This window comes from Falsiroseomonas sp. CW058 (assembly GCF_050563535.1).
In the GTDB taxonomy this organism is placed as follows: Bacteria; Pseudomonadota; Alphaproteobacteria; order Acetobacterales; family Acetobacteraceae; genus Falsiroseomonas.
This window is the reverse complement of sequence record NZ_JBNXUO010000010.1, coordinates 129,647-143,295: the sequence shown is the minus strand read 5'-3', so window position 1 is coordinate 143,295 and position 13,649 is coordinate 129,647. Positions and strand designations below refer to the sequence as shown.

Here is a 13,649-nt window from a genome sequence, read left to right as displayed (position 1 = left end):
GGGGGGGGGGGGCGGGGGGGGGGGGGGCGGGCGCGGCCGGGGCGGCGCGGGGGGGGGGGGGGGGCGCCCGCCCCCCCCCCGCCTGCAGCGCCGCGAGGTCGAGCCCCGGCGCCCGCGCCACCAGGCGCAGCGCGCCCGGGTCCTGCCGCGCATCGGCCTCGACCTCCAGCGCGACCGGGCCGGCCGGCGTCGCGGCGGTGAGGGGGGCGAGCCGGGCGCGGCCCGCCTCGATGAAGACATGCGCCGCCACCTGCCGCCAGGCGGCGCCGCGCAGCGCCACCTCCTCCACCGCCAGGCCGAGGTCGGCATCCACCGTGCGCAGCGCGCCGAGCGGCAGCGGCGCGTCGGGGATGACGCGCGCCGAAGGCTCGCGCGGGGCGGCGGTGGGCGCGCCCGGCTGCGGCGCCGGGCGCGCCGGCATGGCGGCCAGGATCGCGTCGAGGTCGATCCGGCGGGAGGCGAGGCGCCCCGCCAGCCCCGGCCGTTCCCCCACCACCAGCGTCAGCTCGCCGCCGAGGTCGCCGACGCTCGACGTCACGGCGATGCCGCGCAGATGCGCGCCGCCTTCGAACCGCGCCGTGCGCTCGGCCAGCCTCGCCGTCGCGCGCAGGTCGCGGATGGCGGGCAGCGGCGCCCCGGCGAGGGGCGAGAGCGCCACGAGGTCGGCGACCTCCGCCGCGAGGGCGAGGTCGACGCCGGCCAGGGCGCGCGGCTCCGCGATGGCGCCGCGCAGCGTGGCATGGGCGCCGGCCGTCTCCAGCCGCAGCTCCACCGGCAGCGGCGCCGCCTGCCGGCCGAGCAGGATGGCCGGCGTGCCGAGGCTGCCCGAAAGGCGCAGCGCGGCGCCGCCGAGCGTCGCCTCCCCGGCGAGCGAGAGCGGCGCGTCGAGGCTGGCGGCGGTCGCTTCGAACCGCGCCAGCGCCAGGCCGGGGCGCAGCACCGACAGGTCGCTCGCGCCCGCCCGCAGCGCGATGTCGCGCGCTGCCGCGATCTCCGCCCCGGTGCCGCTGGCATGGGCGGCGGCGGTGACCTCGCGCAGCGGCGGCAGCGGGATCTCGGGCAGCAGGGGTGCGAGGCGCGTGAGGTCGGCGGCGCGGGCGCTGGCCTGCACGGCCCAGGCGCGGCCGGCGGCCAGCGTGCCCTCCACCCGCGCCTCGGCCCCGGCGGCGGCGAGCGTGGCGCCGAAGGGCCATGGTTCGGCACCGCCGAAGGCCGCGATCGCGCCCGCGGTGGCATCCAGGGCGAGGGTCTGGCCCCGCAGCACCGCCTGGCCGCGCAGCGCCGTCGGCCCCGCCAGCGGCGCGGACGCATCGAGGGCGGGAACCTCCACCACCTGCGCCACGCCGGTCCGGCCGTCGCGCCAGGTCAGGCGGCCGCCTTCGACCCGCAGGCGGTCGATGCCGAGCGCGCGGGGCTGGCGCGGGGCCTCGGCGGCCGGGGGCGCGGCGGGCGCCGCCGCCGCGGGCGGGTCCGCCGCGGCGGGCTCGAACTGCCAGTTGCCGCGACCCCCGGCATCCGTCTCCAGCAGGAGGTCCGGCGCGTCCAGCTCGATCCGGGCGATCTCGATGCGCCCGGAGAGCAGCGGCAGCAGCCGCGCCTGCATCTCGACGCGCCCCGCGGTCAGCATCTGCGGGCGGCTGCCGCCCGGCGCATTGGCCAGGGCGACGTCGCGCAGCTCCACCGTCGGCGAGAGGGAGAGCGCGAGGCGGAGCGAGCCGATGGTGAAGCGCCGGCCGGTTGCCTCCTCCACCGCCGCGACGATGCGCGGGCGCAGGCGTTCGGCATCCAGGAAGGCCCAGATGGCGGCGAGCGCGACGGCGGGGATGGCGATGACGGCCGTGAGGAGGAACCAGGGCCAGCGGCGGGGGCGGGTCATCGAGGGTCCTTCACGGCTGTCCGGCGGCGGGCGGGCGATGCGCCCCTTCCCCGGCCCGCCCCCGCTTGGCGGGAGAGGCAGGGGTGCGGGGGCAGGTCATCAACGCCCCTGCCCGGCCCGGTTCACGTCACCCTTTTCGGCTTCGGCGTGCGCTGCGATTCGAAGCCGAGATAGCCGAAGCTTTCCTTCATGTGGGGCGGCAGCGGCGCCGCCACCTCCAGCCAGCCGCCGGCCGGGTGGGGGAAGCGCAGCGCGCGGGCATGCAGGTGCAGCAGGCCGGGCAGGTCCGGCAGGTGCGCCGCCTGGCCGCCATACTTGCCGTCGCCCAGGATCGGGCAGCCCAGCGCCTCGGCGCAGTGGACGCGCAGCTGGTGGGTGCGGCCGGTCAGCGGCTTCAACTCCAGCCAGGCGGCGCGGCGGCGGACGGCATCGAGGGTGCGGAAATCGGTGATGGCCTTCGCCGCCTCCCGGTCGCCGGGCTCGGCCGCCGCGGTGCGTTCGCCGCGCGGGCCGCCCTGCCGCACGAGGGGGAGGTCGATGCGCCCGGCCGGCGGCGTGGGCTCCCCCACCACCACGGCCCAGTAGGTCTTCTCCACGTCGCGGCCGCGGAAGGCGGCAGCGAGCTTCGCGGCCGCCGCGGCCGTGCGCGCCAGCACCAGGACGCCGGAGGTGTCCTTGTCCAGCCGGTGGACCAGGCGCGGGCGTTCCTCCGCCTCGAACTGCAGGGCGTCGAGCATGCCGTCGAGGTGCCGCGCGATGCCGGGCCCGCCCTGCACCGGCAGGCCCTGCGGCTTGTCCAGCACCAGCACCTGCGGGTCCTTGTGGACCACGCGGCGGGCCAGGGCCTCCGCCTCCTTCGCGTCCACCGGCTTCGGGGCGCGCGGCAGGGCGGCGGCGGGGTTCGGGGTGACGGGCGGGATCCGCACCTCCTGCCCCGGCAGCAGGCGGGTGTTCGCATCGGCGCGCTTGCCGTCCACCCGGATCTGCCCGGTGCGCAGCATCTTCTGCAGCGCACCCTGGGTCAGGGCGGGGACATGGCGCTTGAGCCAGCGGTCGAGGCGCGTCTCGCCCTCGTCCGCGGCCACCTTTCGGAGTTGCACGGCGGTCATGCGGCGGGGTGTAGCACAGCCCCGCACGGACCGCGCATCAGGCGTCCGACGCCACGGCGCGATCCACCTCCATGGATCGCGCCGCAGCCCCTGTCTGGGCGGCTGATTCACCGCTCCGGCGATTCCGCCTCCGCGGATCAGGCGCCAGCGCCCGTGCCGCGGCGCAGAGCGCGGCGAGCCCGGGTTCGGGCAGCGCCTCCCCCGTCCGCACAAGGTCGAGCAGCATGCGCGGCCGGGTGGGCAGCAGGGGACGGTAGAACCCGGCTTCCATCCCGTCGAAGAACCAGCACGGCGTTACGCCGAGCAGGTCGCCGAGCGCGACGAGGCGCCCGGCGGGGACGCCATTGCGCCCGGCCTCGTATTTGCGCGCCTGCTGCGTCGACACGCCGATCCCCTGCGCGACCTCCGCGAGGGAGAGGCCACGTTGCAGCCGCCTTTCGCGGATGCGGCGGCCGACATGCTGGTCGGCCGCCGAGGCGAAGCTGGTGGGCCTCAGATGAACCACTGTCCGGTTTCTTCGAAATTCGCGCGAACCTGCGCCGCCACCGCTTCCCAGTCCACCTCGCCATCCGTGGTGAAGGCGGCCAGGGGGTCCTCGTCCTCCTCCGCGTCATCCGCGGCCGTGTCCGTCTCCCCGGCATTCCATTCCGCCTCGCCGGACCATCCGGCGGCGTCCCACTCCCCGGCTTCCTCGTCCGCCTCGGCGGCGATCCAGCGCCCCGCCTCGGCGGCGTCGGCCTCCGGCTCCTGCTCGTCGCGGCCTTCGCCGGGCGTCCAGGCGGAGACGCGGACCCAGTCCACCTCGATCTCGACGCGGTCGGGGGTGGAGCCGTCGGGGCCGCCGCCGTACCAGCTCTCGTCGTCGCCGAGGACATGGCCCTGGATGCCGAAGGCCATGTCCTGGCTCGGCACGTCGCGGTCGATGGAGGCGACCTCTCGCCCGTCGACGTAGAGGGTCAGGTTGCCCGGGGTCCAGTCCAGCGCATAGGTGTGCCACTCATCCACGTCCGTGCGGACGTATTCCGTGGTCCAGGGGCTGCCATGGTTGACGAAGGCGAAGCTGTCGCGGTCCGGGTCGTGGGTCTCGATGATGTCCACCTCGTCCGTCCACTGGCCGTCGCTGGGCCACAGCAGGATGACGCCGGCCGTGCCCTGCCCTTCCTCGATCCGGGCGCGGAACTCGTAGCGGCCATAGGTCTGGCCTTCGGGAATGGTGGACAGCCCGCCGCTCACCCAGGAGCCGCCGGCGCGTTCGGTCGCGATGGTCAGGACGCCGCCGCCGATCTCGATCTGGCCGGGATCCCAGCGGAACATGCCGTTGCCGTACTGGCCCGAATACTGCGATCGCCAGATGCCGGTATCGAGCCGCGAGCCGCTGAAATCATCCTGGAAGACGGTGGTGAAGTCTGACATGTGCCAGGTCCCTTGAATGTGGTCGGGACCTCCGGAGGCCGTGGTCGTTCTACGGGACGCACGGGTTTCGGGTCCACCCGCCAACCGCAGCGCCGGCGGTTCAAAGAGACGGGGCGTCGATATCGCCTTGTGATTGAAAGTTCAGCGCCGCAGCAGTCCGTAGCAGGCGGCGAAGGCCGCGAGCCCGAGCGCGACGGACGCCGCCACGTACAGCAGCGCCAGCGCCGGGGCGCGTTCGAACAGCGCCCCGGTTTCAAGGCTGAAGGCCGAGAAGGTGGTGAAGCCGCCGAGGAAGCCGGTGACCAGCAGCAGCCGCGCCTCTCCCCCCAGGCCGAGGCCGCCGGCGACGCCGATCAGCGCGCTGCCCGCGACGTTGACGGCCAGCGTGCCCCAGGGAAAGCCGGTGCCGAACTGCGCGGCGGCAAGGGTGGAGACGAGGTGCCGCAGCGCCGACCCCGCCGCGCCGCCGAGCGCGACGAACAGGAAGGACAGCGGGGAGAGCGGGCCGCTCACCGCCCGCGCGCCTTGCGCTGCCGCAGCGCCGCCCAGTGGCGCATCCGCTCCGCCACCGCCGCTTCCGCGCCGCGGTCGGTCGGGCGGTAGAACTGGTGCCGGCCCATGCCGTCCGGCCAGTAGTCGGCGCCGCTGAACCCCTCCTCCTCGTCATGGTCGTAGGCGTAGCCGGCGCCGTAGCCGAGGTCCTGCATCAGCTTCGTCGGCGCGTTCAGGATGTGGGCGGGCGGCATCAGGCTGCCGGTCTCCTTCGCGGCGCGCCGCGCCTCGCCGAAGGCGGCGTAGAGCGCGTTCGACTTCGGCGCGGTGGCGAGGTGGACCACCACCTGCGCGAGCGCGAGGTCGCCTTCCGGCGAGCCCAGGCGCTCATACGCCTCCCACCCCGCCAGCGCGATCTGAAGGGCGCGCGGGTCGGCCATGCCGACATCCTCGCTCGCGAAGCGCAGCAGGCGGCGGGCGATGTAGCGCGGATCCTCGCCGCCGCCGAGCATGCGGGCGAACCAGTAGAGCGCGGCGTCCGGGTCGCTGCCGCGCATGGATTTGTGGAGCGCGGAGATGAGGTTGTAGTGCTCCTCCCGGTCCTTGTCGTAGAGCGCGGCGCGCTTCGCCAGCAGCGCGGCGAGCGCCGCGGGGTCCAGCGGGTCGCCGCCCGGCGGCAGCGCCAGCAGCTGTTCCACCATGTTCAGCAGGTAGCGCCCGTCGCCATCGGCCATGGCGCGCAGGCTGGCGCGGGCTTCGGCCGTCAGCGGCAGCGGGCGCGCCTCCTCCGCCTCGGCGCGGGCCAGCAGCAGGTCGAGCGCGGGATCGTCGAGCCGCTTCAGCACCAGCACCTGGCAGCGCGACAGCAGCGCGCCCACCAGTGCGAAGGACGGGTTTTCCGTCGTCGCGCCCACCAGGGTGACGGTGCCGTCCTCCACCACCGGCAGGAAGCCGTCCTGCTGGGCGCGGTTGAAGCGGTGGATCTCGTCCACGAACAGCAGCGTGCCGCGGCCGCCGCGGCGCCGCAGCCGCGCTTCGTCGAAGGCGCGCTTGAGGTCGGCGACGCCGGAGAACACCGCCGAGAGCGCGACGAAGGAAAGCCCCGCCGCCTCCGCCAGCAGCCGCGCGATGGTCGTCTTGCCGACGCCCGGCGGCCCCCAGAGGACCAGGCTGGCCAGGCTGCCGCGCGCCAGCATGCCGCTGAGCGCGCCGCCGGGGCCGAGCAGGTGGTCCTGTCCCACCACCTCGGTCAGCAGGCGCGGGCGCAGCCGGTCGGCCAGCGGGCGCGGGCCGGCGGGGGGCTGCCGCGGCTCGGGGTCGGGTTCGCCGAACAGGTCAGGGGGGCGGGCCATGGGGCGCGCAGTCTGGCCCCGCCGCCGGGGCGGGGGAAGCGGGGCGCGTTGCACGGCGCCGCGGGCGCCCGGGTTCCGCCGGCGCGGCGGGACAGGCTAGACATGCGGCAAGCAAGGGGGAGACGCCGACATGACCCGCATCACCCGCCGTGCCTTCGCCGCCGGCCTGCTGGCCGTGCCGGCGCTGGCGCGGGGCGCGGCCGCGCAATGGGCCCCGTCGCGGCCCATCCGCCTGATCGCGCCCTATCCACCGGGTGGCGGGGTGGACACCACCTCCCGCCTGCTCGCCGGGCCCATGGGGTCCTTCCTCGGCCAGGGTTTCGTGGTGGAGAACCGGGCCGGCGCGGGCGGGTCGATCGGCGCGGCGGAACTGGCGCGGAGCGCGCCGGACGGCCACACGCTGATGATCGACGCGATGGCGCACACCGTGAACCCCGCGCTGCTGCGCGGCCTGCCCTTCGACTACGCCACCGCCTTCACGCCGATCAGCCAGGTGGTGGTGGTGCCGCAGCTGCTGGTGGTGAACCCGAACCTGCCGGCGCGCACGCTGCCGGAATTCGTGGCCTGGGCGAAGGCGCGGCCGGGGCAGCTTTCCTACGGGTCGTCGGGCAATGCGACGGCGGCGCACCTGGCGGCGGCGCTGCTGGTGCAGCGCGCCGGGCTCGACATCCAGCACGTTCCCTATCGCGGCGGCACGCCGGCCCTGCAGGACGTGCTGGGCGGCGCGATCGCCTTCGTCTTCGGCACAGTCTCGTCCTCGCTGCAGCTCGCGCGGGAGGGGCGGCTGCGGGCGCTGGCGGTCACCACCGCGACGCGCATCGCCTCCATGCCGGAGGTGCCGACAGTGGCCGAGCAGGGCTTCGAGGGCTATGAGCTGAACGAGTGGAACGGGCTCTACGCCCCGGCCGGCCTGCCGGCGCCGGTGACGGAACGCGTGCACGCCGCGGCGGTCCATGCGCTGGCCGATGCGACGGTGCGCCAGCGCCTGGATGCGCTCGGCGCCATCCCGGTCGGCACCGCGCCGGCCGAATTCGCGCGCTACCTGGCGGAGCAGAGGGAGCTGATGGCGCGGGTGGTGCGCGACGCCCGCATCGAGGTGGGTTGACCGCCGCGCCACCCTGCCCGATCTGCGCCGCAACGAGACGAGGACGCCACGCCATGCCGACCCGCCGCGCCAGCCTTGCGCTGGCCTTCGCCACCCTGCCCTTCGCCGCCCGTGCGCAGGCCGCCTGGCCGAGCCGTTCCATCCGCCTCGTCGTGCCCTTCGCGGCCGGCGGCGCGGCCGACAGCGCGGCGCGGGTGCTGACGCCGCGCATGGGCGAGAAGCTCGGCCAGGGCTTCGTGGTGGAGAACCGCACCGGCGCGTCCGGCAGCCTCGGCGGGCTCGAGGTCGCGCGCGCGACGGACGGGCACACGCTGCTGTGGGACGCGTCCTCGCACATCGTGAATCCGTCGCTGCTGCGCGGCCTGCCCTTCGACTACGCGACGGCCTTCACACCCGTCTCGCTGGTGGTGACCTTCCCCTCCGCCATCGCGGTGAAGAACGACTTCCCGGCGCGGACGCTTGCCGAATTCGTGGCGGCGGCGAAGGCGCGGCCGGGGGTGCTGACGGTAGGCACGCAGGGCAACGCGACGGCGGGGCATCTCGGCCTCGTCGCCTTCTCCCGCACGGCGGGGATCGAGGTGGTGCACGTTCCCTATCGCGGCGGCGCCGCCGCAGCGCAGGACCTGGCGAGCGGCGCGATCGACGCGGTCTTCACCACGCTGGTCTCGGCCGGGCCGGTGGTGGATGCGGGGCGGGCGCGCTTCCTCGGCGTCGCGACCGCGACGCGGGTGGAAAGCCGCCCCGACATCCCGACCATCGCCGAAAGCGGCCATGCCGGCTTCGAGTCCAACGAATGGGCGGGGCTGTTCGCCCCGGCCGGCGCGCCGCCCGCCACGGTGGCCGCGCTGTACGACGCGCTGGCGGATGCCATCGCCCAGCCCGCGCTGCGCCAGCGCCTGGTGCAGATCGGCTGCGTGCCCGTGGCAAGCCGGCCGGAGGAGTTCGCCCGCTTCGTGCGCGAGGGGCGGGAGCAGATGGCGGTGCTGGTGCGGGAGGCGAACATCCGTGCCGAGTGAGCCGGCGGCGTGACGGAACCGCCGCAGCGGCACCTGGCGGGCATCCTGCTGATGTCGGCGGCGGTGCTCGGCTTTTCGCTGAACGACGTGCTGGGGAAGTGGCTGGTGGCCACCTATTCGGTGGCGCAGGTGCTGGTGCTGCGGTCCGTCGCGGCGCTGCTCGTGCTGGCGCCAATGGTCCGGCGGGAGGCGGCCGAACACCTGCTGCGGCCGAAGCGGCCGCGGCTGCAGCTGCTGCGGGTCTGCTGCGGCACGCTGGAGGTGGCGGCCTTCTACTGGGCCGTGTCGATGATGCCGCTGGCGGACACGATGGCCTTCTGGATGGCGACGCCGATCTTCGTGGCGGTGCTGTCCGCCCTGCTGCTGCACGAAAGGCTGGACCGCGGGCGTTTCGTGGCGGTGGTGCTGGGCTTCGCGGGCGTGCTGCTGGCGCTCGGCGCCAATCTCGATGCCGGGTGGCTGCCGACGACGGTCGCGATCGGGGGGGTGCTGCTCTACAGCGGCTATCTGGTGACGACCCGCGCGCTGCGCGGCACCTCGGCGCCGGTGCTGGCGCTGTACCAGATGGTGGGCGCGCTGGTCTTCGGCCTGGTGATGGCCCCCTTCGCCTGGGTGCCGGTGCCGCTTCCGGACGTGGCGCTGCTGATGGCGCTTGGCGTGGTCGGGGTGGCGGCGCATCTGGCCGTCACGCGGTCCCTCGCCCTCGCCCCGGCGCCGGTGGTGGTGCCGTGGCAGTATGCGATGATCCTGTGGGGCATCCTGTTCGGCTGGATCTTCTTCGACGAGGTGCCGGACGCGCTGATGCTGGCGGGCGTCGCCGTCATCGTCGGCGCGGGGCTGTGGCTGACGCGGCAGGAGATGCGGGCGGCGCGGCGATAGCACGCCGGCCGCCCGGGGATGCACGCCGCCTCCGCTCAGCCGAGCATCGCGTCGAACCAGGGCTTCTGGTCCAGCACCCCATGGACGAACACCGCGCGGTGGTCGGCTTCGGCCCCGGCATCGATCGTCTGCACGGGCGCGCCGCCAAGGAGGCGCTGCGTGGCCTCGGGCAGGTGGCCGATGGCCAGAGGCGTCACCTCGTCCCGGCCGCCGACATAGACGCGCAGCGGCGTGGAGGAGCGCCAGTGATAGGCCTCCGCTTCCCGCAGGATCTGCCAGTAGGGCGCGTCGCCGGGGAAGCCGCTGGCGGCGAAGTCCGGGCGGATGAAGTCGGCCAGCTTCGGCGTCGTGCGGCGGAAGAAGGTCTCCCAGTCCATCCGGCCTTCGTGCAGGGCGCGGGCATGCGCGACGAAGTCCGGCCGGATGGCGGCCTCGGCCAGCCCGTCCTGGCGGTGGTAGCTGGCCTGGGCCAGCAGCTGGATCGCGACGACGCCGGGAAGGTAGACGGCATCGACCGGCTGCGGGTTGCTCATCCAGCGGTTCATCGTGAGGTAGATGTCCACGGGCGCACTCGCCACGGCCGCGGCGCGCGGGCCGAGGCCTGCCGCCTCCAACTGGCGGAGATGCTGCATCGTCACCCATCCACCCTGCGACCAGCCGCTGAGGAAGAGGCGCGTCGCCTCGATCCCGCGGGAGGACAGGAAGTCCCGCGCGGCGAGCAGCATGTCGAGATTGGCCTGCTGCGTGCTCCGCCGGACAAGGTAGCTGTCCGGCAGGTCCGACAGGCCGCGCCCGAAATAGTCGGCGCCGATGACGACATAGCCCTGCGCCGCGAAGGCGGCGAGCATCAGGCGCGTCTCCATCGACGCCTCGGGGTTCGAGGGGACGAAGCTGCGGTCGAAGACCGTGCCGTGCTGGTAGGACAGCACCGGCAGGCTGCGCCCGTCCGTCTCCGGCACCGCGACGAGCCCGGAGGCGAGGGTGGGCCGGTTGCCGAATTCCGGAACCGACGAGCGATAGGCCACCTGGTAGAGCGACACCGGATGGCGCGGCGGCGCGAAGCGCCCGGCGAAGGCCGCTGGCATGGTGGAGGATGCCATGAAGGCCGTGAGTTCCGGCCCCGTGATGCGCGCCAGCCGGTCGAGGTCGTAGGTGCCGATGTGGCGGAACCCCGCTCCCGTCGCGAATGGCGTGGCTGCCGGCTGCTGCGCCCGGGGGGAACCCGCGCCCGCCGCCATCAGGGCCGCGGCGCCGAGAAGGGAACGCCGGCCGGTCGCGGGCCGGCAGCCGGCCCCGTTGTCGCTCTCAGTCATGGGCACCACCTGCATTCGGCACGCGGCGCCATGCCGCATCGCGCGCGCAAGGCGCCACAGACCCGGCGCGCCGGCAACCGCACCCATCACGAAATCGCGAGTTCAGCCGGCATGGCAGCCGCGCGTCGCCGCGGCTTGCCTTTCCTGGTGGGAGAAACCACCCGGCTCCTCGGGCGGCGGTCAGTCCCGGCAGATGAAGGGCACGAAGCTGCTCGCCATGCGCGCATTCATCGCGGCAATCGTCATGGCATTCGCCAGTTCCAGTTCCGCCGCGCTGCGCGGGCACACATCCCGCCGCCCCTGGCATCCCGCGGCGAGGAAGGCAGCGTGGCCATCGACGAAGGATGGCCCCAGCCCCTGCCGGCCAAAGCGCGCCAGCGCCTCGTCCCACATCGCGGCATAGGCCGCGCATTTCTGCTGCTGCCGTCCGGGCGCCTGCGCCGCCGCGGCGAAGGGGACCAGGAGAAACGCGACGAGGCAGGCCGCCGCAGCGTTCCGACCCCTCATGAGGCGGGAGACGGGACGAAGGGACAGACGCCGGCCGGGCCGCGGCGCCCGGCCCGGAAACGACGAAGGGCGCCCTGCGGCGCCCTTCCCCTCGACACGGTCCTGTTGCCTGACGGCTCAGGCCGCATCCGCCTCGCTCTCGACCACCTCGGGCCGGGGGCCGCTGTCGAGGCCCTTGGCCGCGACGTCGCGCTCCACCAGCTCGATCACGCCCATGGTCGCGGCATCGCCGTAGCGGATGCCGGCCTTGAGCACGCGGGTGTAGCCGCCATTGCGGGTCTTGTAGCGCTCCGCGATGGTGGTGAAGAGCTTGTCCACCACCCGCTCGTCGCGGATCTGGGCGTAGGCCTGGCGGCGCGCATGCAGGTCGCCGCGCTTGCCGAGCGTGATGATGCGCTCGACATACGGGCGCAGCTCCTTTGCCTTCGGCAGCGTGGTGGTGATCTGCTCGTGCTTGATCAGGCTGGTCGCCATGCTGCGCAGCATGGCGAGCCGGTGGGAGGAGGTGACGCCGAGCTTGCGGCCCGAAACCCCGTGACGCATGGTCCTGCTTCCTTAAGTCCTACGGGGCGCCCTCAGAAGGGCTCCTCCAGCTTCTTCGCGAGTTCCTCGATGTTCTCCGGCGGCCAGCCGGGCACGGTGAGCCCGAGGCCGAGGCCCATGGAGGCGAGGACCTCCTTGATCTCGTTCAGCGACTTGCGGCCGAAGTTCGGCGTGCGCAGCATCTCCTGCTCGGTCTTCTGAACGAGGTCGCCGATATAGACGATGTTGTCGTTCTTCAGGCAGTTGGCCGAGCGGACGGACAGCTCCAGCTCGTCGACCTTGCGGAGCAGGTTGCGGTTGAAGGGCAGGTCGTCGCGGATCTCCTCGACGACGCGCGCGCGCGGCTCCTCGAAGTTGACGAAGAGCTGCAGCTGCTCCTGCAGGATGCGGGCCGCGATGCCGACCGCATCCTCGGGGCTGACCGTGCCGTCCGTCTCGACCGTGAGGACGAGCTTGTCGTAGTCCGTCTTCTGGCCCACGCGGGTCGGCTGCACCTGGTAGGCGACGCGGCGGACCGGGGAGTAGATGGCGTCCACCGGAATCAGGCCGATCGGCGCGTCCTCGGGGCGGTTCTCGCTCGCCGGGACATAGCCCTTGCCGGTGTCGACCGTCAGCTCCATCGACAGGCGCGCGCCGTCGTCGAGCGTGCAGATGACCAGGTCGGGGTTCGAGATCTCGATGTCGCCGGTCGTCTGGATCTGGCCGGCCGTCACCTCGCCCGGGCCCGTCGCGGTCAGCTGCAGGCGCTTCGGGCCATCGCCCTGGTAGCGGACGGCGAGCTGCTTCACGTTCAGGACGATGTCCGTGACGTCCTCGCGCACGCCCGCGATGCTGCTGAATTCGTGCAGCACGGTGTCGATGCGGATCGCGGTGACGGCAGCGCCCTGCAGGGACGAGAGGAGGATGCGGCGCAGCGCGTTGCCGAGCGTCATGCCGAAGCCGCGCTCCAGCGGCTCCGCCACGACGGTGGCGACGCGCATCGGGTCGGCCCCGAGCTCGATGTCCTTCTTCGTCTCGATCAGCGAACGCCAGTTCTTCTCGATCACGGTCTTGTCCCTTGCCCGGCCATCAGCACCACGGGCGGCCCGGGGCCGCCCGCGTCATCGCGTCGTCAGACGCGGCGGCGCTTCCGGGGGCGGCAGCCATTGTGCGGAATGGGCGTCACGTCGCGGATGGCGGTGACGTAGAAGCCCACGGCCTGCAACGCGCGCAGCGCCGATTCGCGGCCCGAGCCGGGACCGGAGACCTGGATCTCCAGCGTCTCCATCCCGTGCTCGCGCGCCTTGCGGCCGGCATCCTCGGCGGCGACCTGCGCAGCGTAGGGGGTGGACTTCCGGCTGCCCTTGAAGCCCTGGCTGCCGGCCGACGACCAGGCGATGGCGTTGCCCTGGGCGTCGGTGATCGTCACCACCGTGTTGTTGAAGCTGGCGAGCACATGCGCGACGCCGGAAGAGATGTTCTTCCGTTCCTTCTTGCGCGGGCGCTGGCCGGCACCGCCGGCGCGGGGTTCGCGGGCCATCTTACTTCGTCACCTTCTTCTTGCCGGCGATCGCGACCGCCTTGCCCTTGCGCGTGCGGGCGTTCGTGTGGGTCCGCTGGCCGCGGACAGGCAGGCCGCGGCGGTGGCGCAGGCCGCGGTAGCAGGCCATGTCCATCAGCCGCTTCTTGTTCATCGCCTCTTCGCGGCGCAGGTCGCCCTCGACCCGGTACTCGCGGTCGATCAGCTCGCGGATGCGGAGCACTTCCTCATCCGTCAGCTGGTTCACACGACGCTCCTCGGGGATGCCGAGCTGCTCGCAGATGACCTTCGCGTTCTGCGGGCCGATGCCATAGATGTAGCGGAGCGAGATGAGCACCCGCTTGTTGGTTGGGATGTTCACGCCGGCGATGCGCGCCACGGTGCCTCTCTCCTCACGGGCCGGTGACCGACCCACTCGATGCCGGCAGGGCCGGCATTATGCTATGTTCAATACGTCAAACGGCGTGGGCGGCCGCGGGGCATCCCCCGAGCCGCGAGGGCGCGGGGTTACACCGGCGCAGCCGG

At 73.7% G+C, this 13,649-nt stretch carries 15 protein-coding genes; 3 read left to right on the top strand and 12 right to left on the bottom strand.

All coding sequences use genetic code 11. The features are described 5' to 3' along the window. The 6 genes from ACK8OX_RS10895 to ACK8OX_RS10870 all read right to left on the bottom strand — a co-directional run. Positions 1-1,876: AsmA family protein (locus ACK8OX_RS10895; protein ID WP_430664068.1), on the bottom strand; the 1,876-nt coding region annotated here is incomplete at its 3' end. Positions 1,877-1,998: 122 nt separating this feature from the next. After that, entirely contained in the window at positions 1,999-2,985 is a 987-nt protein-coding gene (locus tag ACK8OX_RS10890) for an RluA family pseudouridine synthase (RefSeq protein WP_430664067.1), read from the bottom strand. A 37-nt stretch (positions 2,986-3,022) separates the two neighbouring features. Further along, the gene (locus tag ACK8OX_RS10885) at positions 3,023-3,490 is read right to left on the bottom strand and encodes a helix-turn-helix domain-containing protein (RefSeq protein WP_430664065.1); all 468 of its coding nucleotides are present in this window, start codon (positions 3,488-3,490) and stop codon (positions 3,023-3,025) included. Next, positions 3,478-4,398: a glycoside hydrolase family 16 protein gene (locus ACK8OX_RS10880; RefSeq protein WP_430664064.1), complete on the bottom strand. Its 921-nt coding sequence runs from the start codon at positions 4,396-4,398 to the stop codon at positions 3,478-3,480. The genes ACK8OX_RS10885 and ACK8OX_RS10880 overlap by 13 nt, the downstream gene beginning before the upstream one ends. Before the next feature lie 141 nt (positions 4,399-4,539). Further along, entirely contained in the window at positions 4,540-4,911 is a 372-nt protein-coding gene (locus tag ACK8OX_RS10875; protein ID WP_430664062.1) for a fluoride efflux transporter FluC, read from the bottom strand. After that, a complete protein-coding gene (locus tag ACK8OX_RS10870) occupies positions 4,908-6,242 on the bottom strand; it encodes a replication-associated recombination protein A (protein WP_430664061.1) in 1,335 nt (444 codons plus the stop codon). The genes ACK8OX_RS10875 and ACK8OX_RS10870 overlap by 4 nt, the downstream gene beginning before the upstream one ends. A 130-nt stretch (positions 6,243-6,372) precedes the next feature. Between ACK8OX_RS10870 and ACK8OX_RS10865 the strand changes: the two genes are divergently transcribed. From ACK8OX_RS10865 to ACK8OX_RS10855, 3 genes are read left to right on the top strand one after another with little or no spacing between them, the layout of a single operon-like run. Continuing rightward, a complete protein-coding gene (locus tag ACK8OX_RS10865) occupies positions 6,373-7,347 on the top strand; it encodes a Bug family tripartite tricarboxylate transporter substrate binding protein (protein WP_430664060.1) in 975 nt (324 codons plus the stop codon). A 53-nt stretch (positions 7,348-7,400) separates the two neighbouring features. Continuing rightward, complete coding sequence (locus ACK8OX_RS10860; protein WP_430664059.1) at positions 7,401-8,363, top strand: Bug family tripartite tricarboxylate transporter substrate binding protein; 963 nt, start codon at positions 7,401-7,403, stop codon at positions 8,361-8,363. A gap of 9 nt (positions 8,364-8,372) precedes the next feature. Further along, the gene (locus ACK8OX_RS10855) at positions 8,373-9,242 is read left to right on the top strand and encodes a DMT family transporter (protein WP_430664058.1); all 870 of its coding nucleotides are present in this window, start codon (positions 8,373-8,375) and stop codon (positions 9,240-9,242) included. Positions 9,243-9,277: 35 nt separating this feature from the next. Here the strand turns inward: ACK8OX_RS10855 and ACK8OX_RS10850 are convergent, their stop codons facing one another. The 6 genes from ACK8OX_RS10850 to rpsM all read right to left on the bottom strand — a co-directional run bounded on the left by ACK8OX_RS10850 (position 9,278) and on the right by rpsM (position 13,503). Next, complete coding sequence (locus ACK8OX_RS10850) at positions 9,278-10,555, bottom strand: alpha/beta hydrolase family protein (protein ID WP_430664057.1); 1,278 nt, start codon at positions 10,553-10,555, stop codon at positions 9,278-9,280. A 180-nt stretch (positions 10,556-10,735) separates the two neighbouring features. Further along, positions 10,736-11,062 carry a hypothetical protein gene (locus ACK8OX_RS10845; protein ID WP_430664056.1) on the bottom strand — a complete coding sequence of 109 codons (327 nt, stop codon included), beginning with the start codon at positions 11,060-11,062 and terminating at the stop codon, positions 10,736-10,738. A 117-nt stretch (positions 11,063-11,179) separates the two neighbouring features. After that, a complete protein-coding gene (gene rplQ / locus ACK8OX_RS10840; RefSeq protein WP_430664055.1) occupies positions 11,180-11,605 on the bottom strand; it encodes a 50S ribosomal protein L17 in 426 nt (141 codons plus the stop codon). A gap of 32 nt (positions 11,606-11,637) precedes the next feature. Next, a complete protein-coding gene (locus tag ACK8OX_RS10835; protein ID WP_430664054.1) occupies positions 11,638-12,651 on the bottom strand; it encodes a DNA-directed RNA polymerase subunit alpha in 1,014 nt (337 codons plus the stop codon). A 65-nt stretch (positions 12,652-12,716) separates the two neighbouring features. Continuing rightward, a complete protein-coding gene (gene rpsK, locus ACK8OX_RS10830) occupies positions 12,717-13,124 on the bottom strand; it encodes a 30S ribosomal protein S11 (protein WP_430664053.1) in 408 nt (135 codons plus the stop codon). A 1-nt stretch (position 13,125) separates the two neighbouring features. Beyond that, positions 13,126-13,503, bottom strand: coding sequence for a 30S ribosomal protein S13 (rpsM, locus tag ACK8OX_RS10825; protein ID WP_430664052.1), 378 nt, complete (start codon positions 13,501-13,503; stop codon positions 13,126-13,128). Positions 13,504-13,649 lie beyond the last annotated feature (146 nt).